The organism is Streptomyces sp. B21-083 (assembly GCF_036898825.1).
Classification (GTDB): Bacteria; Actinomycetota; Actinomycetes; order Streptomycetales; family Streptomycetaceae; genus Streptomyces.
Genome location: NZ_JARUND010000001.1, coordinates 487,147 through 509,463, shown reverse-complemented (window position 1 = coordinate 509,463; position 22,317 = coordinate 487,147). Strand labels below are relative to the sequence as shown.

The window sequence follows — 22,317 nt, the reverse complement described above, 5'->3', positions numbered from 1 at the left end:
ATGCCGCCCGAACAGTTGACGCGTCGGCCGGTCGACGTTCATCATCGGGCCACTCGATGTCAGCGTTGACACAAGTCATCGTTGACACCTCTGGTCGGCGGTGTGGACGACATCGCGAGCCAGGGCGTCACATTTCGGACCGCCCGCCGCAGGCTGTGCTGCGTGGACGGCCGCAGCACAGGAGAGACCATGAGCTCTGGACGCGTATCCCGGCATGCCCGCGTGCGGACGACCGCTGCGGCGGCGGCCGTCTGCGCCTTGACCGCCGCCCTGCTCGCCCCCCAGGCCGTGGCCGCCGACCCCCCGCCGTACTCCGAGACCTACCGGCCCCAGTTCCACTTCACACCCGAGAAGAACTGGATGAACGACCCCAACGGCCTCGTGTACTACCAGGGCGAATACCACCTCTTCTACCAGTACAACCCGAACGGCAACTCATGGGGCGACATGTCCTGGGGCCACGCGGTGAGCACCGACCTCGTCCACTGGCAGCAGCTGCCGCTCGCCCTGTCGCACGACGACAAGGAGATGGTCTTCTCCGGCAGCGCCGTCGTGGACGAGAACAACACCACGGGTTTCGGCACCACGGAGAACCCGCCCATGGTGGCGATCTACACCAGCCACAACATATCCACCGGCATCCAGTCACAGTCGCTCGCCTACAGCAGCGACCGCGGCCGCACCTGGACCAAGTACCAGGGCAATCCCGTCATCGACATCGGCTCCAAGGACTTCCGCGATCCCAAGGTCCAGTGGTACGCGCCGACGAAGAGCTGGCTGATGACGGTGTCGATGTCCGCCGAGCACAAGGTGCGGTTCTACTCGTCCAAGAACCTCAAGGACTGGACGCAGCTCAGCGAGTTCGGACCGGCCGGTGCGACGGGTGGTGTGTGGGAGTGCCCCGATCTGTTCCCGCTGGCCGTCGACGGGAACGCGAACAACATCAAGTGGGTCCTGGTCGTGAACATCAACCCCGGTGGCATCGCGGGCGGTTCGGCCGCCCAGTACTTCGTCGGCGACTTCGACGGCACGAAGTTCACCGCCGAGGACAACGGCGCCTACACCCCGCCCGCCGGGACCGTCGTGCAGGACTTCGAGGGCACCGACTTCGGTTCGTGGACGGCCACGGGCACAGCCTTCGGCGCGGCGCCGGCAGCCGGGACGCTCGACGGGCAGCAGACCGTCGCCGGCTTCGACGGCAAGGGCCTCGCCAACAGCTTCCACTCCGGGGACGCCACCACCGGCACCCTCAGCTCGCCCTCCTTCACCGTCGACAGCCCCTACCTGAACTTCAAGATCGGCGGCGGCCGGCACCCGCACCAGCCCGGAAAGGTCCTCGCCGACTTCGAGGGCGGCACCTACGGCGGCTGGACGACGACCGGCGACGCCTTCGGCCCGGCACCGGCCACCGGCGCCCTCCCCGGCCAGCAGCAGGTCTCGGGTTTCCAGGGCGGCGGCCTGGTCAACACCTTCCTGAACGGCGACGCCGGCACCGGCACCCTCACCTCGCCCGAGTTCACCATCGACAAGCGGTACGTCAACTTCCTCATCGGCGGCGGCAACCACCCCGCCGGCTCGGCCAACCCCACCGCCCTCGAACTCCTCGTCGACGGCCAGGTCGTCCGCAGCGCCACCGGGAAGGACGCCGAGGCACTCGAGACGGCCTCCTGGGACGTCAGCGACCTCGCCGGCAAGAAGGCGCAGATCAGGGTGGTCGACGGCAACACGGGCGGCTGGGGCCACATCAACGCCGACCAGATCGTACTGTCCGACACCCGGGCCCAGCCCGGCGCCCAGGAGACCTCCGTCAACCTGGTCGTCGACGGCCAGGTCGTCCGCAGCGCGACCGGCTCCGACAGCGAGATGCTGGACTGGGCCTCCTTCGACATGCGCCCCTATGCCGGCAAGCGGGCGCGGATCCAGCTCGTCGACATGAACACCGGCGGCTGGGGTCACATCCTCGCCGACCGGTTCACCACCGCCGACGCGCCCGCGAAGTCCGTCGTGCAGCGCGCCGACTGGGCCGACTACGGCAAGGACTACTACGCGGCCGTTTCCTGGGAGAACGCCCCGGACGGCGGGCGGTACATGATCGGCTGGATGAGCAACTGGGACTACGCCGGCGCCATCCCCACCTCTCCCTGGCGCGGAGCACAGAGCATCCCGCGCCGGATGGCGCTGCGCACGATCGACGGCCGTGTACGGCTCACCAGCGAGCCGGTGGACAGCGTGAAGTCCCTGCGGCAGCCCTCCCCGGCGACCGCGACCGCCGGCATCGTGACGAACACGTCGAAGGCGCTGATCGGTCCCGCCGCAGACGGCAAGGCACTCGACATCGAGGCCACCTTCTCCCTCAAGGACGCCGAACGCTTCGGACTCAAGGTGCGCACCGGCACCGCGGGCGAGGAAACCGTCATCGGCTACGACACCACGACCCAGGAACTCTACGTCGACCGCACCCACTCCGGCGCCGTGGACTTCAACAGCACATTCCCCGGCATCCAGACCGCGCCTCTGAAGGCGGCGAACGGCAAGATCACACTGCGGATCCTCGTCGACTGGTCATCCGTCGAGGTCTTCGGGGGCAGCGGCGAAGCGGTGATCACCGACCAGATCTTCCCCGACCCCGCCAGCCAGGGAGTGCAGGTGTTCGCCGAGAACGGCTCGGTGACGCTGGACAAGGCCACCGTCTGGCACCTCGACTCCACCCACGGCTGACGCAACGGCCATCCGCCGCAACAGCCATCACACAAGGACACGACACCGTGAAGAAAACCCTGCTCGCCGAGTTCACCGCCCGCGAAGGAGCCCAGGACGAGGTCGCCCGCATGATCGGGGACTACGCCCTGAAGGTCCGCGAGGAAGAAGGCAACCTCGCCTTCGACATCTACACCAGGGCATCCGCCCCACGCGCCTTCTGGATCTTCGAGGTGTACCGGGACGAGGACGCCTTCCAGGCGCATGTGAACGCCCCGTACGGCGGCCCTTTCAACGCCGCCCTCGTCCCGCTGATCGAGGAGGACGCCTCCGTGCTGACGTTCCTGAACCCGCTGGCCACGCATCTCTGACCGCCGCGCCGGCCGCCCCGACGCGAAACCGGGCCGCATCTCCGTGGAGATGCCGCCCGGCGCTGTGACGGAGTCGGCCGGCTAGCCGATGACCCGGCCCAGTTCGATCCGGTCGATGTTCGGGGCCCACGCGCTCGCGTTCCCGAACGTCAGCTTGTTGGAGCCCGCCTTCAGGTCGACGGGGACACCCAGCGTCCAGTAGTCGTCCCAGCTCCAGGTGTTCTTGAAGGTGACCGTCCGGGGGGCGCTCGTCCCCACCGTGAGGTCCGCCGTACGGGACATGATGTCCGTGTTGTACGAGTGGCCGTTGTCGCGCCGCTCGTTGTGCGCGTAGCTGATGACCAGCATGTAGCGGCCGGACTTGGGCGCCTGCACCGTGAACTCGGCGGTGCTGGCAGCGCTGTTGCCGAGCCAGCCGATGTAGGAACCGGCGGACGCGTAGGCGGAGTCGACGAGCTTGGCGCCGCCCGCCAGGGTGGCCGAGGCGCCCTCGTAGGAGAGGGTGCCGGCGGTCGAGCCGTTGCCCGAGACGTCCAGGGAACGGACGGAGGCGGCCTTCGCCGTCAGCGCGACGCGGTTGTTGCCCGCCACCAGGTACAGCCGCAGAGCCTTGCCGGGTACCGCCGTCACCTTCTGGCCGTGCAACTCCAGCCGCACCGGCGCCGAGGCCCGCGACACCACCGAGTAGTAGCCGTCGCGCGGCGCATAGGCGTCGAAGATCGCCTTGTCACCGGAGCGCAGGACGAGGGAACCCGTGCCGACCCCGGCCGACGACGAGTAGTCGTAGGACGGCCGGCCACTGATGTCGGCGAGCGTGGCCTCGTACGACGCCGAGGGGACGGCGGAGGTACGGGCGGTCAGGTCGACGCGGTCGAGGGTGACCTCGGCGTCGCCCTTCGCCAGCGTCAGCACGTGCCTGCCGGCCGGGAGGTCGACGGTGACGTCCTGCTTGGCGCGGTAGGTCCAGTTCTCGGTGGAGGGATAGGAGACCGTGATTGGGGCCCGGCCGTCGACGATGAGCTTCTGCGTGGCCGGTGTCCCGGACTGGTTGCCGTACAGGATCGCCAGGTCGTAGGTCCCGGCGGCGGGCACGTCCACAGTGAAGTCGACCTTGCTGGTGGCCGCGTTGAGCGAGCCGACGTCCTTGGTCCCGGAGGCCGCGTAGCCGTTGGCGTTGCTGACCGTGCCCTGTGTGTAGACCTGGCCGTCGGTGATGGCCGCATCCTCGGCCTCGTACGACGCCGACCAGGGGACGGTCGCGGCGGACGGGGTGCCGGAGCCGCCGGGGGTGAGGACGATCCGGTATGCGGACATCTTGTGCAGGCCGCGCAGCGGGACGGTCACCGTACCGTCGGCCGCGACCTTCACCTTCGTACGGGCGAGGACGCGGGGCGTCGCGTGCTGCCCCTCGTAGCCGGACCAGGCGGCCTCGGCGACGGTCGCGGTGACCGTACGCCCGAAGGCGGACCGGGAGACGTCGCGCACGACGACGTCGGCGTCACCGGCCGAGCCGCCGAGCAGGACCTGCGCCTGGCGGCGCTTCTTGTCGTACGAGGCCAGCCCCTGGAGGGTGTCGACGGTGTCGGCCTGCGGCGGGGTCACCTTGACCGTGTCGCCGGTCAGTCCCGCGTACCAACGAAAGAACCACCAGCCGCCGTTGGGGATGTTGCTGCGTACGACATTGCCGTCGAGGTTACCGGCCGCGTCCCAGTAGGCCTGGTTGGCGTACACCTTGTTGCGCTCGAACATCGAGACCCACTGGGCGAGTTGGCCCGGCACGGACAGGTCGCGGCGGTTGGCGTACTCATCAATGTTGATCTTCAGGGGCGCTATGCCGAGTCGGCGCTCGATCGAGCGGTAGTTGTCGTAGTTCCCCTGGAAGTTCTTCAGGGAGCTGGAGTCCAACTCGTGCCAGGTCAGAACCTGGGGCAGAACGTTCTCCCGCTTGGCGAAGGCGAGGAAGTCGGTCAGCAGCCGCGAGTGGTAGCCGGACTCGTTCGGGCCTGCGATCCTGGCGTCCGGGTCGATCGCGCGGATGCGCTCGTACACCGTCTTCCAGTCCTTGAAGAACCGGTCTCGGTTGACCTCGTACTGCGCCTGGTTCGACGTGCCGAGGTTGTACCAGATCTGGTCCGGCTCGTTGAACGGGATGTAGACGAAGCGCTCGCTGTTCGGGTCGGCCGACACCTCCTTGACGATCTTGTCGACCTTGGGGAGGTAGTCCTCGATGCCGAGATCCTCGTACGGCCACTTCGCGTAGATGTCCTGCATCATCACGTTGATCTCGCCGCCGCCGTTGCGGAAGAACGACCTGGAGACCGTGAGAGCGTCGCCGTTGGGGTGCTGGGCGCCGCCCTCCGGCTTCTGCGAGATGCTGGTGATCTTCAGGGGGGCCAGCATGGCGTCGCTGGGCACGCCGTCGTCGCTGAGCCCGTACAGGGTGCCGTTGGCGCCGAGCGTCACCGGGCCTTCGGACGCGCCGAGGTCGACGGTCACGCGCTGCGGGTCGGCTGCGGCCGCGGGTCCTGCGGCGGGGAGGGTGCCTGCCATGGCGGCTGCTCCAAGTACGGCTGTGGCAAGGACAGTTGCGGTACGGGATTTCGTGCGGGCTCGCGTGGGGGTGCGGGTGCTCACGCTGAGGGACCTCCGGTCATTTGACGGCTCCACTGGTGATTCCGGACACGATCTTTCGCTGGGCCACCAAAAAGATGGCCACCATGGGCAGGCTCATCACCACGACGTACGCGAAGACGAGATGCCAGTTGTTGAGGTACAGCTGGGCGCTGGCGACCTTGTAGAGGTTGAGCGGCAGGGTCGCCTTCTCTCCGCCGCCGAGGACGAAGAAGGCGTAGAAGATGTCGCTCCAGGCGTAGAGCATCACCATGATCGTCGCGGTGGCGATGACCGGCCTGAGCAGCGGCAGGATGATCTGCCGGAAGATCCGCAGCGGCGACGCGCCGTCCATCCGCGCCGCCTCCTCCAGCTCCACCGGGATGGCCCGGATGAAGCCGGTCATGAAGAAGATCGACGTGGACAGATACATCCCGGTGTAGACAGCGATCATCCCGGGCCGGGTGCCCGCGAGTCCCAGCTGCCGCAGCTCCATGACGATGGTGATGACGGCGGGCGGCAACAGCAGTCCGCTGATGCAGATCGCGTACGCCGCCGAGACCAGCCTCGACTTGCGGCGGGCGAAGACCCAGGCGGCGCCGGCCCCCAGGACGAGGACGAGGGCGACCGAAGGCACCACGACCAGAATGGAGTTGAGGAAGCCGTGCAGCATCTCGCCCTGGCTGACGGCCTCTTCGTAGTTGCTGCCCGGCTGCCAGTGCCGAGGCAGATCCAGGTTCGGGATGATCGCGTCGGCCTGCGGCTTGGCGGAGGTGACGGCGACCAGCCACAGCGGCACGCCGACGGCGAGGACGGCGATGACCACGGTCAGGGTGGGGCGACCAATGCGCCACAGACGTGACCCGACAGTTGGTACGCTTACCGACGTGTTGCGCGAGAACCAAGCCAGCACACCAACCTCCCTTCTATCGGGGAACCGGGCTGGTTCCAACCCGACTGGTGTTGATCGTGTGAGTCTCGGTCGCTCGTTGAGTGACCGAGCAGTGTGAGCCAGGAATCCTCCTCGCCCGCGAGGAGGAGGGTTCAAAGAAGTTGCTCCCTTCGACGCAAGCCGAAGACAAGCGGAATCGCCAAGGCCACCACGATGAGGAAGAGCACCAAACTCATCGTGGAGGCTTGGGCGTACAGTCCTTGCCCGAATACGCGGAACATGTAGATGTTGAAGACCTCCGTGGAGCCCGCGGGTCCGCCGCCCGTCGTGGCCTGCACGATGTCGAAGGTGTTCATCGAGCCGATCAGCGCTGTGGTGACGTTGAAGGTCAGGGCGGGCGCCAGCATCGGCCAGCGCACTGACCAGAAGGTCCGCCAGGGACCCGCGCCGTCGCACTTCGCGGCCTCCAGCATCTCGCCGGGGATGCCCTTGAGGCCGGCGAGATAGATCAGCATGGACAGGCCCATCCACTTCCAGCCGTGGATGACGGTGACCAGGACCAGCGTCCAGGTCGTCGAGCCGAGCCACGGAATGTCCGTACCGAGCAGGCCGTTGACGGCGCCGTCCTGGTTGAACAGGGACTGGAAGACATAGCCGGTGGCGAGTGCGGAGATGAGCACGGGCAGGAAGAAGACGGCGCGGAAGAACCGGTTGAACCGGCTGTCCGCCTCCAGCAGCAGCGCCAGAGCCAGCCCGAAGCCGTTCTGGAAGACCGCCGCCAGCAGGGCGTAGAGCAGGGTCGTGCGGATCGCCCGCAGCAGGGAGCCGTCATGGGCGATGGTCGTGAAGTTGTCGAGGCCGGTGAAGGCGATGTCCGGGTGGTACGAGGACCAGTTGGTGAACGGGTAGTAGAAGTTGAGCAGGTTCGGCACGAGGAAGAAGGCCGCGAAGACGACGATCGCGGGGAGGGCGAACCACCAGGGGTGATGGACGGCGGCACGGGGCAGCCGTCCCACCTTTCCCGCCCGGCCCTTGGCGGGCGCCGGTTTCTGTGTGCGTGTGCGTATGGCCGTGTCCGCCATCGGAGAAATCCTTGCCGGTCGGGTCGGTCGATCCACATGCCGGTCTGAAAGCCGGTTGAGAAGCCGGTCTGGAATCGGGTTCAGAAGCCGGTCCGGAAACCGGTTCGGTCACCGTTCTAGAAGCCGGGCGCTGCCTGGGCCTTGGCCACCTGCGCGAACTGGTCCTCGATCGCCTGCGCGACCTGCTGGGGACTCTTCTTGCCGTAGAGCATGTCGGCGAGGTAGAGGTGCGTGTCGGGCGCGACGATCGCCTTGGCCTGGAAGACGCCGATGGCCGTGGGGAGCGCCTTGACCTGCGCCATCGACGCTTCGGGGAGGCCGGCGGGGGTCGGCACGGACGGCTCGACCGAGGGGATCTTCATCGTCTTGATGTAGTCGGCGTAGTCCGGGCCGAGCCAGAAGGCCAGGAACTGCCGGGAGGCGTTCTGCCGCTTCTCGTCACCGGTCTTGAAAGCGACGACGCCGTTGGTCTGGTCCGGCGAGTACAGGCCGGTGGCGGAGGAGTTGGCGACCGGGAACCAGCCGATCTTCTTGTCGATCTCGGCCGTGGAGTACTTGGCCTGCAACTGGCTCTGGAACGAGGTGACGTTGAGGACCATGCCCGACTCACCCTTCCAGAGGGAGTCGGCCTGCCCGGTGAAGGTGCCGGTCTTGTAGTTCTTCTGCGCGAGCCCGGCGTCGAGCAGCTTCTCCTTGTACTTCTTGATGGCGCCGACGACGACCGGGTCGGTCCACTTCACCTTGTTCTGGTTGAGGTCGGCCCACCACTGCTTGTCGAGGTCGGTGAGCTGGACCTGCATCTGCCACTGCAGCGGCCACTTGTCGCCGCCGGCCTCGTAGAAGCCGGCCGCGTCGGTCTTGTCCGTGATGGTTTTGCCGAGGGCCAGCAACTGGTCGTACGACTTGGGGAAGTCGGCCTCGCTCAGCCCGGCCTTCTTGAAGACGTCCTTGTTGTAGTAGACGCCGAGCATGGCGGGGCTGGTGACGATCGCCGCGTACCGCTTGCCGTCGATCACGCCGAGCGACCTCTCGGTGTCGCCCAGCTTCGACACCCACTCCTCACCGTCGAGGGTGAGGAGGTTCTGCTTCGGCTGGATGAAGGGCAGCGTGGAGATGGACGGCTGCCAGAACATCAGGTCGGGCTTGTCGCCGGACGCGAGCTTCGTCGGCACGTTCTGCTCGTACAGGTCGGGGACGGCTTGCGTCTCCACCTTGGCTCCGGTGGCCTTCTCGAACGCGTCGATGACCTGCTTGGGCGCGTTGAGGGTGTTCTGCGCGGTCCACATGGTCAGTTTCACGCCGTCGAGGCGGGCGGTCGGGTCGACCTTCGTCTGCCCCGCGCCCGAGTCGGCGGAGGAACCTGAGTCGCCTGCGGTGGGGTCACTGCACGCGGTCACGGACAGGGCTGCGGCGCATATGAACGCCAGTGCGGGGAGGGCTCTTCTCGTCATGACGTGCCTTTCGCGAACGGGCTCAGACAGGCGGCGGATCGTGAAGCGGTCGGGCTGAGGAGGTGTGGGCGGGAGGCTCGGGCGAAGCAAGTGGGTGAGGCGGAGGAGAGGGATACGACGGGAGGGGTGCGATGGGCGACGCGTGTGCGGGGTGGGGTGGGTGCGGGTGAGGCGTGTGAGGGGCGCTGAGGTGGGGTGGAGGAAACGACGGGAGGGTGAGGCGGGGGCGTATGAGGGGCGGTGAGGCGCGGGCGGGCGGGCGAGGCGGCAGGCGCGGTGAGGCGGGGTGGAGGAAACGACGCGAGGGTGAGGCGGGGGCGTATGAGGGGCGGTGAGGCGCGGGCGGGCGAGGCAAGTAGGGGGCGGTGAGGTGGGGTGGGCGAGGCAAGTAGGGGAGGGGAGTGGGCGAGGCATGCGGGTGGCGCCGGAGCCGGCTCAGTCGCGTCCGGGCGGCGGCCCCGAGCTCTCCCGCACCACCAGTTCCGGTACGGAGACGGGGTGCGGGGCGATCGGCGCGGACTCCTCCAGTACGCCGTGCAGCAGGGCGAACGCGGACCGGCCGAGGCCGGTGAAGTCCAGGCGTACGGTCGTCAGCGACGGGGTGAGATAGGCGGAGTGCGGGGCGTCGTCGAACCCGGCCACGCTCACCTCGCCGGGGACCGTGCGGCCCGTCTCGTGGAGGGCGCGGATCACCCCCAGCGCGAGGTCGTCGTTGCCGCACAGGATCGCGGTGACGCGGGCGTCCTTCGCGAGCTTCAGGCCCGCCGCGTGACCGCCGGCCGGGCCCCAACTCCCTTGCAGGGGACGGGGTTCGGGTGCTCCCGCCTCCCTGAGTGCCTGCTGCCAGCCGGTCGTTCGGGCGCTGGTGCGCCGGGTGCTGGACGGGATGGCGACGTAGTGCACGGTCTCGTGGCCGAGGGAGAGCAGATGGCGGGTCGCCTCGTAGGCGGCCTCGCGGTCGTCGGTCCACACCCAGGGGCGGTCGCCACCGGGCGGGCTCGCGGGGGTCTCGACCACGCCGACGACCGGGAGTTCGGCGGGGACGGCGCCCAGGGCCCGTACACCGGCGGGATCGTATGCGATCACGATCAGTCCGCCGCCCGCGTCCGCCGCCCGCCGCACCTGGGCGTCGACGGCGGCCTCGTCGGCGCCGTCGGTCGATTCGAGGACGCCGACCCCGACGGTGTAAGCGGCGGCGCGGGCGGCCTCCTCGATGCCCTGGAGGATCGAGGCGTAGCCGTAGTGCGTGGTGTTGGAGGTGAGCACGGTCACGGCACGGGTGCGTCCACTGGCGAGGGCGAGCGCGGTGGAGTTGCGCCGGAACCCCAGCTCGTCGATGGCCGCGAGCACCCTGTCGCGGGTGGACGGCTTGACACTGGGGTGGTCGTTGATCACCCGGGAGACGGTCTGGTAGGAGACTCCGGCCGCCGTGGCGACATCCCGGATGCTCACTGAGCGTCTTGTGTGACCGGTCACATTCATGCCAGGATTGTGACCGGTCACATGAGGGTCGTCAAGAGACCGTAACCATCAATTCACGCGGCAGAAGCAGACCGTCGGCCCAGGCGGCATCGGGAGGGGAAGACGTTGACCGGTACGTCGGATTCGGCGGGCACGGCCACCCGCACCACCACTGAGCAGCACTTTGTCTGGGGCCACCGCGCCCTGGAGGCCGAGTTCGCCACGGGCGCCGACGGGATCCCGCGACTGGTCCGGCTGACCCGTCCCGATCCGCGGCCGGGTGCCGGCGCGGCGACCCGCACCGGCGAGTCGGCGCCCGAGCCCGGCCCCGACGCACCCCTTCACCTCGTGGAGCTCACCGCCCTCGGCCACGGCAGCGGCTGGTCGGGCCCCCGCTTCACCGGCACGGCATTCGGCGCCCGGCTGCGGCACCGGGGCCACACCACCTGGGAAGCCGACGGCTGGACGTACCTGACCGTCGAACTGCACGATCCCGGGACCGGGTTGACGGCGTTCGTCGAACTGTCCTCGCCCGTCGGGCTACCCGTGCTGCGCTCCCGTGTCCGTCTCGGCAACGGGGGAGAGGAGCCGCTAGTCGTCCAGTCCGTGAGCAGCCTGCTGCTCGGCGCCCTTCCTTCCCCCGACCGCCTCGACATCCACCGCGCCCGCAACGACTGGCTGGCGGAGTGCCGGTGGTACACCGAGCCGCTGCGCGACACCGTCAGCGACATCCATGTCGACGTCCACCAGCACGACAGCCGCGCGACGCTGACCCTGGCCGGACGTGGCAGTTGGCCCTCCGACGGGCACCTGCCGATGGGCGCCCTCACCGAACGCGGCGGCGACCGGGCCTGGTTGTGGCAGATCGAGTCACCGGCGGGCTGGCGCTGGGACGCGGGCGAGCGCGACCACGGCACATATCTGGCGCTGAACGGGCCCATGGACGCGGAACACCAGTGGCGCGTCCGCCTCGCGCCCGGCGCCGAGTTCACCACGGTGCCCGGCGTCCTGGCCCTCGGCTCCGGGCTCGACGACGCCTTCGGCGCCCTCACCTCGTACCGCCGCGCCGTGCGCCGACCGCACCCGGACCACACCGCGCTGCCGGTCGTCTTCAACGACTACATGAACACCCTGATGGGTGACCCGACGACGGAGAAACTGCTGCCGCTGATCGACGCCGCCGCTCGGGCCGGCTCGGAGTACTTCTGCATCGACTCCGGCTGGTACGACGACAGCACCGAGGGCTGGTGGGACAGCGTCGGCGAGTGGCTGCCCTCGCCGCGCCGCTTCCCCGACGGCGGAATCCAGGCGGTCCTGGCCCGGATCAGGGAGCGCGGCATGGTGCCCGGGCTGTGGCTGGAGCCGGAGGTCGTGGGAGTGCGCAGCCCCGTCGCGTCCGAACTCCCGCCGGAGGCCTTCTTCCAGCGGGACGGCATACGCCTGACGGAGCAGGGCCGCCACCAGCTGGACCTGCGGCACCCGGACGCCCGCGCGCACCTCGACAAGACGGTGGACCGCATCGTCGGCGACTGGGGCGTCGGCTACCTCAAGCTGGACTACAACATCGTCGTCGACCCGGGAACCTGCGCCCCCGGGGACATCGCGCCGGGAGCCGGACTGCTCGGCCACGCCCAGGCGTATCTGAGCTGGCTCACCGAGGTACTGGACCGGCACCCGGGCCTGGTGATCGAGAACTGTGCCTCGGGCGGGATGCGGATGGACGGCGCCACCCTGGCCGTCACCCAGCTCCAGTCCACCAGTGACCAGCAGGACCCGCTCCGGTGCCCGCCGATCGCCGCTGCCGCGCCCACGGCGGTGCCGCCCGAGCAGGGTGCCGTCTGGGCCTATCCGCAGCCGGGGTTCGACGACGACCTGATCACCTTCACCCTGGGCGGGGCGCTGCTCGGCCGGATCCATCTGTCCGGCCATCTGGACCGGATGTCGGAGCATCAACTCGCCCTCGTACGGGACGCGGTGAGCGTGTACAAGACGCTCCGCGGCGATCTCGGGCAGGCCGTGCCGTTCTGGCCGCTCGGTCTGCCGGGCTGGACGGACGAGTGGCTGGCGCTGGGCATGCGGGTGCCCGGTGGCCGTACGTCCTACCTCTCCGTCTGGCGCCGTGGCGGACCGACCGAACTCCGCCTGCCCGTCGAGCACTTGGCGGGCCGGGACGTCCGCGTGGAGATCCTGCACCCGACCGCCGCGACCGCCGGCTCGGCGGCCTGGGACGGGGACCGGGACCAGCTGACGGTGTCGCTGCCGCGTACGCCCGCTGTCCTGCTGATCCGCCTCACTGCGGAGGAGTAGAGGGATAAGACCTCGCTGTGGAGGAGTAGAGGGGTAAGAGCAGGGAGACGGTGTGACGGGCGGCAGGCGTCCACACATCAGAAAAAGTGACGTCTTTGTGGTGATATGCCCGTGTCCCGGGAACACGGGTTCCGCCGGTGCGCATCCAATGCGTGCCCACACCTGGAAGTGGTCACCAGCGGGCACCGCCCGTCAGTCCCCCCTCCTGCTCCCCGGAGTACGCACCATGAACGTCTCGGTCGTCCTGTTCACCGCCGACCTGCGTCTGCATGACCATCCGCCGCTGCGCGCCGCCCTGGACGACAGCCGCACGGTCGTCCCGCTGTTCGTGCGGGATTCGGCGGTGGACGGCGCGGGGTTCGCCGTACCCAACCGGCTGGCCTTCCTCGCCGACTGCCTGCACGACCTCGACACCGGTCTGCGCGAGCGGGGCGGACGGCTGGTCCTGCGCCACGGCGACCTGGTGCGCGAGGTGTGCCGGGTCGCCGCCGAGGTGGACGCCGACGAGGTGCGCATGGCGGCCGACGGCAGCGGCCACGCGCGCCGACGGGAGGACCGGCTGCGCCGCGCCCTGGAGGCCGACGGCGTACGGCTGCACGTCCACGACACGGTGACCGTCGCCGTCGCCCCCGGTGCCGTGGCCCCGGCCGCCTCCGACCACTTCACCGTCTTCACACCGTACTTCCGGCACTGGTCGCAGCACCCGCTCCGGGAGCCGCTCGGGCCGCCGCGGACGGTACGGGTGCCGGAGGGCGTCGCGTCCGAGTCCCTGCCGTCCAGGAGCGGCCTGCCGGGACTCTCGGAGGGGCTCGCCGCCGGTGGTGAGACCGAGGGCCGCGCCCGGCTCACGGCATGGCTGCGCGCCGGGGTGGCGTCGTACGAGGACCGCCATGACGACCTGGCCGGCGACGCGACCTCCCGGCTCTCGCCACATCTGCACTTCGGCACGCTCTCCGCCGTCGAACTCGTACACCGGGCCCGCCGTACGGGTGGACCGGGCGCCGACGCCTTCGTACGGCAGCTCGCCTGGCGCGACTTCCACCGTCAGGTGCTCGCGGCCCGCCCCGACTCGGCGACCGCCGACTACCGCACCCGGCACGACCGTTGGCGGTCCGAACGACAGGCGCGAGACGACGTAGAGGCGTGGAAGGAGGGCCGCACCGGCTACCCGATCGTCGACGCCGCGATGCGCCAACTGCGGTACGAGGGCTGGATGCACAACCGGGGGCGGCTGCTCACCGCGAGCTTCCTCACCAAGACGCTTTACGTCGACTGGCGCGTCGGCGCCCGGCACTTCCTGGACCTGCTGGTGGACGGCGACATCGCCAACAACCAGCTCAACTGGCAGTGGATGGCCGGTACCGGGACCGACTCGCGGCCCAACCGGGTCCTCAACCCCGTCACCCAGTCCAAGCGGTACGACCCCGACGGCGCGTATGTGCGCCGATGGGTACCCGAACTGCGCTCGCTGGCAGGTCCGGCGGTGCACGAGCCGTGGAAACTGCCCGGCCTGGACCGCGCCGCCGTCGACTACCCGGACCCGATCGTCGGCCTGTCCGACGGGCTCGACCGCTTCAAGCGGGCCCGAGGTCTGGACTGAGTCGCCACCGCGACCACCGCGCCTTCCCGCGACGGCCTCCGCGCTTCCCGCGACCTCCGCGGACGACCTCACCGGCCCGTCGTGGGAGCGTCGCCGCTGTACAGAGCCTCCAGTGTGTCCAGGGCATCCTTCAGGGACGTGGGCCACGGATCCCCGGGTCGGACCGGCCGATCCAGCCCGGACCGCTCGGCAGCGCACGGGCTGGCCGCTGGGCACCGTCAGGAGCCACGCACGACGCGGGCTGTACCGGCTGAAGCGCGAGCTCGAAGTCGCCTTCCACGCCTGACTTCAAATTCCACGCGTGACTTCGAAGCGGAAGCGGTGTGACGACCCGCGCCGTCGGATCCCGGAGGCGGTCCGGCGCGCGGCGACCGGATGCCCGGGAACACCAGCGACGCCGCCCCTTGTTGCGGCAAGCATGACGACGAACACACCGAGGCCCGAGTTGCTGCGCTACACCGCCTTCTCCACCTCACCCGCGGGCGGAAACCCCGCCGGCGTTGTCCTGGACGCCACCGGCCTGGACGACAGCGACATGCTGGCCGTCGCCGCCGACCTCGGATACTCGGAGACCGCGTTCCTGACCGCGCCGCCGAAGAGCCTCGGCGGTCAGGACAGCAGGGCGTACGGCATCCGCTACTTCAGTCCCCGGGCCGAGGTGCCGTTCTGCGGGCACGCGACCATCGCGACCGCGATCGCACTGGCCGAGCGACGGGGCCCCGGAGAGCTGGTGTTCGCGACGCGCGCCGGCATCGTGCCGGTGGTGGTGGCCGAGGAGGGCGGGACACTCCGTGCCACACTCACCAGCGTCGAGCCACGGATCGTGGAGATCACCGACGCCGACCTCGCAGAGGCGCTGGCCGCGCTCGACTGGCCGGCCGTCGATCTCGACCCGGCCTTCCCGCCCCGTATCGCCTTCGGCGGCGCCCGTCACCTCGTTCTCGCGGCGGCGACCCGCGCCCGACTCGCGGATCTCGCCTACGACTTCGAGCGCCTCGAAGCCCTGATGCACCGCTTGGACCTGACCACGGTCCAGTTGGTGTGGCGCGAGTCGGCCACCGTCTTCCATGTCCGTGACCCGTTCCCCGTCGGGGGCGTCGTCGAGGACCCGGCGACCGGCGCGGCAGCCGCCGCGTTCGGCGCGTACGCCCGGGAGTTCGGCCTGGTCCCCGAGGACACCGTCCTCACCCTGCACCAGGGCGAGGACCTGGGCCGCCCCGGCGAACTCACGGTGACGCTGCGCGCGGGTGACCAGCGCGTCCGGGTCGGCGGCGCGGGAACCCGCATCGGCTGAACGATGTGCGCCAAGCGGTCAGGGGTGGCTCCGTGCCAGTGCTCCTCGTTCGGGGGGCAGGTGACAGGGCCTGCTGTTACAGGCACTGGCAGGACATGCCTCGACGATGGCGAATGCGCTGAGCGCCTCCTCGTACGCGAACCGGCTTCGATTTTTGGCCAAGGAATTCCCCCGGAATCGTCAAGATCGATTCAGTATTCGATCATGATTCAGCAACCCGTAAGGAGGTGCGTCGGGTCGGACGTACGTTCCCATCCGTGAACTCTCAAGCCACACCCCACACTGCCGTCCACCCGCAGCGGACGGTATCCGTCGCCCCGGCCCCCGGCGCGACACCCCCCGCTCGGCGCTCCCTGCTGCGTGCCGCGCTCACCGGAACCGCCGTACTTGGCACCGGCCTTGCCATCAGCGCCGAACCCGCCGTCGCCGCACCCCCCACCGCCGCTCCGCGAAACCGGCCCACGACTGCCGAGGAGGCCCTGCGGGAACTGTCCGCCGGCAACCGTCGCTGGCGCACCTTCCGGCAGCAGCATCCCGACGAGTCTCCGGCCGTCCGGCAGTCGCTGACGACCAGTCAGCACCCCTTCGCACTGGTGCTCGGCTGCATCGACTCCCGGGTGCCTCCGGAGATGGTCTTCGACCAGGGCCTCGGCGATCTGATGACCATACGCAGTGGGGGCCAGGTCCTCGACGAGGCAGTGCTCGGCAGCCTCGCGTACGGCGTGCTCGAACTGGGGATCCCCCTGCTGATGGTGCTCGGCCACCAGTCGTGCGGAGCGGTGAAGGCCACGGTCCAGGCGGACCAGTCCGGCGAGCGGCTGCCCGCCCACATCCAGTACCTGGCCGACCAGATCACCCCGGCCATCGACCGCGGCAAGGTGGGCGACGCGCGCGTCGACGCGACGATCGACGCCAACATACGGCTCATCCGGGCACGGCTCGCCGCGGAGCCCGACCTCGCCGCCAAGGTGGACTCGGGCGCCCTGTCCATCGTCGGCGCCCGCTACGAACTGACCACCCAGCGAGTGCACCGCGTCAGCTGACGTCGTACGCGGAGAAGTCGGCCTCTGGGGACGGTCGCCGAGGCCGACTTCCGCATTGCCACCGTCCCGTACCTGATCAGCGACATGGTTCGGCTGGGTGCGATCGCCGGGAGCGCGGTGGATCAATCTCGGGTCGAGCCCTCACCACCCGACTGAACAACTCGCCTACGGGATCAGGTGATGCACACCAGCCCGAGCAGACAGATCCCTGCGGGCGACGACGACGCGGACGAAGAAGTGGAAGTCGAGGGATCGGACGGCGCCGGAGTAGCCGGCGATGTGTCCGTGGTCGTGTCTGTGCCCGAGGTGCTGGTGCTCGTGCTCGTGCTGTCGGTGGCCGGGGGTGCGGACGAGGACGTCGTCCCCGTTGCCGTGTCCGTGGCGTCGGACACGGTGGAGGCCACCTCTGACACGCCCGAGTTCACCACCGTGAGGGGACTCGTGACGCTCTTCTGCTGAACGATCTGAGTCTTCGGCCTGGCCTGGGGCGCGGCGGCGGCCTGCTCGTGCGGTGTGCCGGTCGTGGCCGACCGGGCAGTGGAGGCGGGGGAGGCGTGCTTCGCCCGATGTGAGCCGGTCGGCGTCGAGGAAACCGGAGTGGGGTCCGTGACCTGCTCCTCGGCGGCCCCCATGACCTCCCGGTCCGGCGCGGACGCCGCCTGGGTTCGGTCCGGGGACTGGCGGTTCAGCGAGACGGCGGTCATGCCTCCGCCGACGAGTGCGACCGCGGTGGCGACCAGGGCCCTGCGCTGCGTCTTCTTCCAGCGTTCCCGTTGCCGGCGCCGTGCCGCCCGGCCCGTGGGGGCGAGGGAGGGAGCGTCCGGGCCGTCGTACGGGTGCTCCTGCGGCACTTGGCCGAGGTCCTCGGCGACGGAATCCGCTTCGCTCCACAGGGGGGCAGGGGATTGCTGGGCCGGTGAGGCCGTTACGGCGGACGGTGCGGGCGTTCCGTCGGCGAGAGGAGCGATGTCCGGGGCGTAGGCGCCGCATCCGGGACACACGAGGGCGCCGTTGAGATGCCGACGACACGTGGAGCAGTAGTCCATCTACGGTCTTCCTGTATTCGCTTTCGCACGGGTGAGCGAGCCGTGAGCAAAGGTAGCGATGCTTTCGACAAAGAATGTGCAGCCTGTGTGACGCTCCTGCGCAGATGCATCCGGCGCGTGACCGCTGCGAGATACCCCTGAGTACCTCTCCTGCCGTTTCCGGGCTGTTTGTCGGTGTACGTGCGAACGCGGTCAGTCACCGATGCGGGACGAGACGTCTCGTGGTCGGTGCGGCGCCTGCCGCGAGGGCGCGTCGGCTTAGGCTGCGCTCACGAGTTGAGGCGCACGGGGGGGGCAAATGAACGTCACTGAACGCGAGTTGACGGACCCCTGGGAAAGGGGTTCTGGTTGCTCCCGCCCGTGGCAGTGACATCGGGATCCTGGTCCTGGCGGGTTCGAGCGGGCGCATCGAACGGGAGAGGGCGCGCGTCCTTGCCCGGCAGGGCATGACGGCGATGTCGATCCGCTGGTTCGGTGGGCCCGGACAGCCGCCGGGGATCTGCGAGGTCCCCTTGGAGACGTTCACCACCGCCGTCGGCTTCCTCCGGTCGAACGGGGCGCGGCGTATCGGCATTCTGGGTACGTCAAAGGGGGCGGAGGCGGCGCTGCTCACAGCGGTGCGCGATCCGCGCGTGGACGTCGTCGTGGCGATGTCGCCCACGTCCCGGGTCTGGTGCAACGTCGGACCGGGGCACGACGGAGCCCACCACCCGTATCGATCGTCCTGGACCTGGCGAGAGCGACCGCTGGCTTTCGTCCCACTGGACGATTCCTGGTCACCCGCTGACACGGACACCGGGCCGGTCGCCGTCCGCGGATGGTACGAACAGAGTGAGCGGACGTTTGCCGCTCTGCTCCCTGCGGCGGAGATCCCCGTGGACAGGGCGCGAGCCGATCTGCTGCTGGTCGCGGGCGGCGACGACGCGATGTGGCCCTCTCTTCGCTCTGCCGAAGAGCTGGCGCAGCGCCGACGCTCGGTCGGAGCGCCGGTGCGGGTGATCGCCTGCCGTGAGGCCGGCCACCGCCCACGTTTCCCTGGCGAGAGCCCCGCGACTCCCTCCCCCCGCTTCCGGTACGGAGGCACACCCGAAGCCGACGCGCGATTGGGGGCGACTGCCTGGCCCCACGTCCTCGAGTCGCTCCGCTCACTCCGCGGGGAGGACTGAATCTCTTCGGGCAGCTACTTGTGGATGATGGGCGGCGCCGGTCTGGCGAGCACATCGGTCACGGGGTCTGCTCGACGAGTCCCGTCGAAAGGAATGGGTCAGCTCACGCCTGCCGCATCGAGCAAAGTGGTCACGGTGGGGGTGACGAGCCCCGTGAGTTCGTCGGCTCCGATTCCCGCGCGGGCGCTGGCGCCGTCGAAGACCAGGCTGAGCTGCCGGGCCAGCAGATCGGGGTCGTTCGCCCCGCCCTGTTCGGCCTCCGAGCGGAAGAAAGCCGTCAGGTTCGCCTTGATCCGGTGGGCCACCTGGCTCGCGGGGTGATTCTGGTCCTTCAGCTCGATCTGGACGGCCAGATAACGGCAGCCGTGGAAATCCGGTGCACCCGCCTGCGACTCCACCCGCTCGAAGACGTGCAGGATCCGTTCCCGGGGAGGCCGGCCGTCATCCGCCGCGGGCAGAAGGGTCGCCGTGAAGGCGGAGGCACGCTCCCGCAGGCTCGTCGCCAGCAGTTCGTCCTTGCTTTCGAACAACTGGTACAGGGAGCGCTTCGACACACCCGCCGCCTTGCACAGCGCCTCGACGCCGATGTTGACACCCTCCCGGTAGGTGAGCGTGGCCGCCGCCTCCAGCAGGCGCTCTCTCGTACTTGCCTTCACTTCGGTGGTCATACAGCGAGGTTAACCGATGTCGACGAGATAGAAACCGATCGGTTTTTGACGTGTGGCGGCTCGCGGTCCGGCCTGCGGCGATCAAGGGGCGGGAACGGATTTCGTTGCCGTCGGCCGCGCCCGGACTGCTGTTCGACCAGGGCCCGGAACGCCTCGTGCGCGGCGGAGGGAAGAGAAGCCCGTAGGCTGCTCGTTTAGTTGGGAGACTGGCCGTTCGGCTTTACGGAGACCGTATCGCCCGAACCGCCCGTACCCTTCATTAGTGTCTACGGCGTCACATAGCGGGCGCCAAACCACTGGAGGCAACACCCCGTGCTGATTGCTCAGCGTCCGTCCCTGACCGAAGAAGTCGTCGACGAGTTCCGCTCCCGGTTCGTCATCGAGCCGCTGGAGCCGGGCTTCGGCTACACCCTCGGCAACTCTCTGCGCCGTACGCTCCTCTCCTCGATCCCGGGTGCGGCGGTCACGTCCATCCGCGTCGACGGCGTCCTGCACGAGTTCACCACCGTGCCGGGCGTCAAGGAGGACGTCACCGACCTGATCCTCAACATCAAGCAGCTCGTCGTCTCCTCGGAGCAGGACGAGCCGGTCGTGATGTACCTGCGCAAGCAGGGCCCGGGTCTCGTCACCGCCGCCGACATCGCGCCCCCGGCCGGTGTCGAGGTGCACAACCCCGACCTCGTCCTCGCCACGCTCAACGGCAAGGGCAAGCTGGAGATGGAGCTGACCGTCGAGCGCGGTCGCGGCTACGTCTCGGCTGTCCAGAACAAGCAGATCGGACAGGAGATCGGGCGCATCCCGGTCGACTCGATCTACTCGCCGGTCCTCAAGGTCACGTACAAGGTCGAGGCCACGCGTGTCGAGCAGCGCACCGACTTCGACAAGCTGATCGTCGACATCGAGACCAAGCAGGCCATGCGTCCCCGTGACGCCATGGCGTCGGCCGGTAAGACGCTGGTCGAGCTGTTCGGGCTCGCCCGTGAGCTCAACATCGACGCCGAGGGCATCGACATGGGTCCGTCCCCGACGGACGCCGCCCTCGCCGCCGATCTGGTGCTGCCGATCGAGGAGCTCGACCTCACGGTCCGCTCGTACAACTGCCTGAAGCGTGAGGGCGTCCACTCCGTGGGCGAACTCGTCGCCCGCTCCGAGGCCGACCTGCTGGACATCCGCAACTTCGGTGCGAAGTCCATCGACGAGGTCAAGGCGAAGCTGGCCGACATGGGCCTCGCCCTGAAGGACAGCCCTCCCGGATTCAACCCGACCGCTGCTGTTGACGCCTTCGGTGCGGACAACGACGCGGACGGCGGATTCGTCGAGACCGAGCAGTACTGAAGGCTGCGCTCCGACAACCGTCACCCCGGTCTCGACCCGGGCGCACGAATCGGCGCGGATCTTTCATGAGGGGCACCCCGGCCGGACCGGGGTGCCCCTCCCGCACAAACGGCAGTCCCCGACGAGCATGGTCTCGTCGGGGACTGCCGTTTGTCTTCGGTCGGTGGCGGACGGCGACGGCCGGGCCTGGCGCCGAGCCCGCCAGGGCGATTGAAAGCGGGTTGCCCGGGAAAGCGGGTTGCCTGGGAACTTGTGCGACGTGCTTCGGACCGGAGGCACGCCCGTGGGGAGCAACTGTCTTTGCTCCCTTGTGTGTTGTCTGTTGTGTGTCGAGGTCTGCCGGCTCCCGCGGTGAGTGATGCCACCCCGGAGGGAGGCACGTGCCGTTGCCTGGCCTGCGCACACACGGCCCACGTTGACACCCACGCTCTGAGGAGGGCACGTGACGACATCCCGCTTGAGCGGACGGCTCCGGGCCGCCAGGCCCGATTCCCGTCGTTCCGCGGAGAGGCAGACCCTGACCGCCGCCGGACGGGCGGGCTTCGCCGCGCGAGGTGTGGTGTACGTCCTCATCGGCGTACTGGCCGTCCGGATCGCCTTCGGCAGTGGCAGTGGCGGCGAGTCGGCGGACCGCCAGGGCGCGCTGTCCCAGATCGCGGCGCAGCCCTTCGGGAAGGTGATGCTCTGGGCGCTGGTCGTCGGGTTCGGATGCATGGCTCTGTGGCGGGGCGCCGGCGCCGTTCTCGGCCGGGGGGCTCGGCGCAAGGCCGCCTCGCGGGCCCTCGACGGAGGGCGCGCGCTCTTCTACGCCGCCGTCTGCTGGGCCACCGCCGTGTACGCGGCCGGGGGCGGCCAGGGCTCCAGCGGGAACGCGCAGTCCCAGGACTGGACGGCCTCGGCGCTCAAGCTGCCCTACGGCCGGTTCCTGGTCGGTGCCGCGGGCTGCGTTCTGATCGGCGTCGGCGTGGTACTGGCCGTCCGGGCGGCCATGCGGCGCTTCCTGAAGCAACTCGACACAGGCGCCATGAACCACCGTACGAAGCAGGTCGTCACCGCTCTGGGCGTGGGTGGAGGTGTGGCACGCGGTGCGGTGTTCGCCGCGGCCGGGATCTTCGTCCTGGTGGCGGCCGTCCGCTTCGACCCGCACGAGGCGAAGGGGATGGACGCGACGCTGCGCAGCTTCACACAGACACCGGCGGGGCCGTGGCTCCTGGTCGCCGTGGCGGTCGGGCTGGTCCTCTTCGGAGTCTTCTCCTTCGCCTCGGCGCGGTGGCGCCGGCTGTAGGACAGTGCT

Annotated in this window: 16 protein-coding genes; 9 read left to right on the top strand and 7 right to left on the bottom strand. The window is 69.4% G+C overall.

What is annotated here, in order from left to right; translation table 11 throughout:
- Nucleotides 1–189 precede the first annotated feature (189 nt).
- Both QA861_RS02325 and QA861_RS02320 read left to right on the top strand, forming a co-directional pair.
- Nucleotides 190–2,718 carry a GH32 C-terminal domain-containing protein gene (locus tag QA861_RS02325; RefSeq protein ID WP_334586488.1) on the top strand — a complete coding sequence of 843 codons (2,529 nt, stop codon included), beginning with the start codon at nucleotides 190–192 and terminating at the stop codon, nucleotides 2,716–2,718.
- A 47-nt stretch (nucleotides 2,719–2,765) separates the two neighbouring features.
- Nucleotides 2,766–3,068 (top strand): putative quinol monooxygenase, encoded by a 303-nt coding sequence (locus tag QA861_RS02320; protein WP_334586487.1) that lies wholly within the window; start codon nucleotides 2,766–2,768, stop codon nucleotides 3,066–3,068.
- An 81-nt stretch (nucleotides 3,069–3,149) separates the two neighbouring features.
- Here the strand turns inward: QA861_RS02320 and QA861_RS02315 are convergent, their stop codons facing one another.
- The 5 genes from QA861_RS02315 to QA861_RS02295 all read right to left on the bottom strand — a co-directional run bounded on the left by QA861_RS02315 (nucleotide 3,150) and on the right by QA861_RS02295 (nucleotide 10,585).
- Nucleotides 3,150–5,618 (bottom strand): CBM35 domain-containing protein, encoded by a 2,469-nt coding sequence (locus QA861_RS02315; protein ID WP_334586486.1) that lies wholly within the window; start codon nucleotides 5,616–5,618, stop codon nucleotides 3,150–3,152.
- A gap of 100 nt (nucleotides 5,619–5,718) precedes the next feature.
- A complete protein-coding gene (locus QA861_RS02310) occupies nucleotides 5,719–6,504 on the bottom strand; it encodes a carbohydrate ABC transporter permease (RefSeq protein ID WP_334586485.1) in 786 nt (261 codons plus the stop codon).
- 218 nt (nucleotides 6,505–6,722) lie between these two features.
- Nucleotides 6,723–7,652 carry a carbohydrate ABC transporter permease gene (locus QA861_RS02305; protein ID WP_334586484.1) on the bottom strand — a complete coding sequence of 310 codons (930 nt, stop codon included), beginning with the start codon at nucleotides 7,650–7,652 and terminating at the stop codon, nucleotides 6,723–6,725.
- Between the two features lie 116 nt (nucleotides 7,653–7,768).
- On the bottom strand, nucleotides 7,769–9,103 hold the full coding sequence (locus QA861_RS02300) for an ABC transporter substrate-binding protein (protein WP_334586483.1): 1,335 nt from the start codon (nucleotides 9,101–9,103) through the stop codon (nucleotides 7,769–7,771).
- Between the two features lie 435 nt (nucleotides 9,104–9,538).
- Nucleotides 9,539–10,585 (bottom strand): LacI family DNA-binding transcriptional regulator, encoded by a 1,047-nt coding sequence (locus tag QA861_RS02295; protein ID WP_443041431.1) that lies wholly within the window; start codon nucleotides 10,583–10,585, stop codon nucleotides 9,539–9,541.
- Between the two features lie 105 nt (nucleotides 10,586–10,690).
- Here QA861_RS02295 and QA861_RS02290 point away from each other — a divergent pair, with 105 nt between their 5' ends.
- The 4 genes from QA861_RS02290 to QA861_RS02275 all read left to right on the top strand — a co-directional run bounded on the left by QA861_RS02290 (nucleotide 10,691) and on the right by QA861_RS02275 (nucleotide 16,808).
- On the top strand, nucleotides 10,691–12,871 hold the full coding sequence (locus QA861_RS02290; RefSeq protein WP_334586481.1) for a glycoside hydrolase family 36 protein: 2,181 nt from the start codon (nucleotides 10,691–10,693) through the stop codon (nucleotides 12,869–12,871).
- A gap of 226 nt (nucleotides 12,872–13,097) precedes the next feature.
- The gene (locus QA861_RS02285) at nucleotides 13,098–14,471 is read left to right on the top strand and encodes a cryptochrome/photolyase family protein (RefSeq protein WP_334586480.1); all 1,374 of its coding nucleotides are present in this window, start codon (nucleotides 13,098–13,100) and stop codon (nucleotides 14,469–14,471) included.
- Nucleotides 14,472–14,889: 418 nt separating this feature from the next.
- Entirely contained in the window at nucleotides 14,890–15,765 is an 876-nt protein-coding gene (locus QA861_RS02280) for a PhzF family phenazine biosynthesis isomerase (protein ID WP_334586479.1), read from the top strand.
- 257 nt (nucleotides 15,766–16,022) lie between these two features.
- Nucleotides 16,023–16,808 (top strand): carbonic anhydrase, encoded by a 786-nt coding sequence (locus QA861_RS02275; protein ID WP_334586478.1) that lies wholly within the window; start codon nucleotides 16,023–16,025, stop codon nucleotides 16,806–16,808.
- Nucleotides 16,809–16,981: 173 nt separating this feature from the next.
- On the opposite strand, the gene QA861_RS02270 is transcribed toward QA861_RS02275, so the two are convergent.
- Nucleotides 16,982–17,854 (bottom strand): SCO2400 family protein, encoded by an 873-nt coding sequence (locus QA861_RS02270; RefSeq protein ID WP_334586477.1) that lies wholly within the window; start codon nucleotides 17,852–17,854, stop codon nucleotides 16,982–16,984.
- 446 nt (nucleotides 17,855–18,300) lie between these two features.
- On the opposite strand from QA861_RS02270, the gene QA861_RS02265 reads away from it, so the two are divergent.
- Complete coding sequence (locus QA861_RS02265; RefSeq protein ID WP_334586476.1) at nucleotides 18,301–19,020, top strand: acyl-CoA thioester hydrolase/BAAT C-terminal domain-containing protein; 720 nt, start codon at nucleotides 18,301–18,303, stop codon at nucleotides 19,018–19,020.
- 98 nt (nucleotides 19,021–19,118) lie between these two features.
- On the opposite strand, the gene QA861_RS02260 is transcribed toward QA861_RS02265, so the two are convergent.
- Complete coding sequence (locus QA861_RS02260) at nucleotides 19,119–19,688, bottom strand: TetR/AcrR family transcriptional regulator (protein ID WP_334586475.1); 570 nt, start codon at nucleotides 19,686–19,688, stop codon at nucleotides 19,119–19,121.
- Between the two features lie 312 nt (nucleotides 19,689–20,000).
- Between QA861_RS02260 and QA861_RS02255 the strand changes: the two genes are divergently transcribed.
- Together QA861_RS02255 and QA861_RS02250 are read left to right on the top strand one after the other, a co-directional pair.
- Nucleotides 20,001–21,023 carry a DNA-directed RNA polymerase subunit alpha gene (locus QA861_RS02255; protein ID WP_006373391.1) on the top strand — a complete coding sequence of 341 codons (1,023 nt, stop codon included), beginning with the start codon at nucleotides 20,001–20,003 and terminating at the stop codon, nucleotides 21,021–21,023.
- 442 nt (nucleotides 21,024–21,465) lie between these two features.
- A complete protein-coding gene (locus tag QA861_RS02250; RefSeq protein ID WP_334586474.1) occupies nucleotides 21,466–22,308 on the top strand; it encodes a DUF1206 domain-containing protein in 843 nt (280 codons plus the stop codon).
- Nucleotides 22,309–22,317: the final 9 nt, after the last annotated feature.

Coding starts and splice junctions, on each gene's coding strand:
- QA861_RS02325 (WP_334586488.1), top strand. CDS start 190: ATGAGCTCTGGACGCGTATCCCGGCATGCCCGCGTGCGGACGACCGCT.
- QA861_RS02315 (WP_334586486.1), bottom strand. CDS start 5,618: ATGGCAGGCACCCTCCCCGCCGCAGGACCCGCGGCCGCAGCCGACCCG.
- QA861_RS02305 (WP_334586484.1), bottom strand. CDS start 7,652: ATGGCGGACACGGCCATACGCACACGCACACAGAAACCGGCGCCCGCC.
- QA861_RS02300 (WP_334586483.1), bottom strand. CDS start 9,103: ATGACGAGAAGAGCCCTCCCCGCACTGGCGTTCATATGCGCCGCAGCC.
- QA861_RS02295 (WP_443041431.1), bottom strand. CDS start 10,585: ATGAATGTGACCGGTCACACAAGACGCTCAGTGAGCATCCGGGATGTC.
- QA861_RS02285 (WP_334586480.1), top strand. CDS start 13,098: ATGAACGTCTCGGTCGTCCTGTTCACCGCCGACCTGCGTCTGCATGAC.
- QA861_RS02280 (WP_334586479.1), top strand. CDS start 14,890: ATGACGACGAACACACCGAGGCCCGAGTTGCTGCGCTACACCGCCTTC.
- QA861_RS02270 (WP_334586477.1), bottom strand. CDS start 17,854: ATGGACTACTGCTCCACGTGTCGTCGGCATCTCAACGGCGCCCTCGTG.
- QA861_RS02265 (WP_334586476.1), top strand. CDS start 18,301: ATGACGGCGATGTCGATCCGCTGGTTCGGTGGGCCCGGACAGCCGCCG.
- QA861_RS02260 (WP_334586475.1), bottom strand. CDS start 19,688: ATGACCACCGAAGTGAAGGCAAGTACGAGAGAGCGCCTGCTGGAGGCG.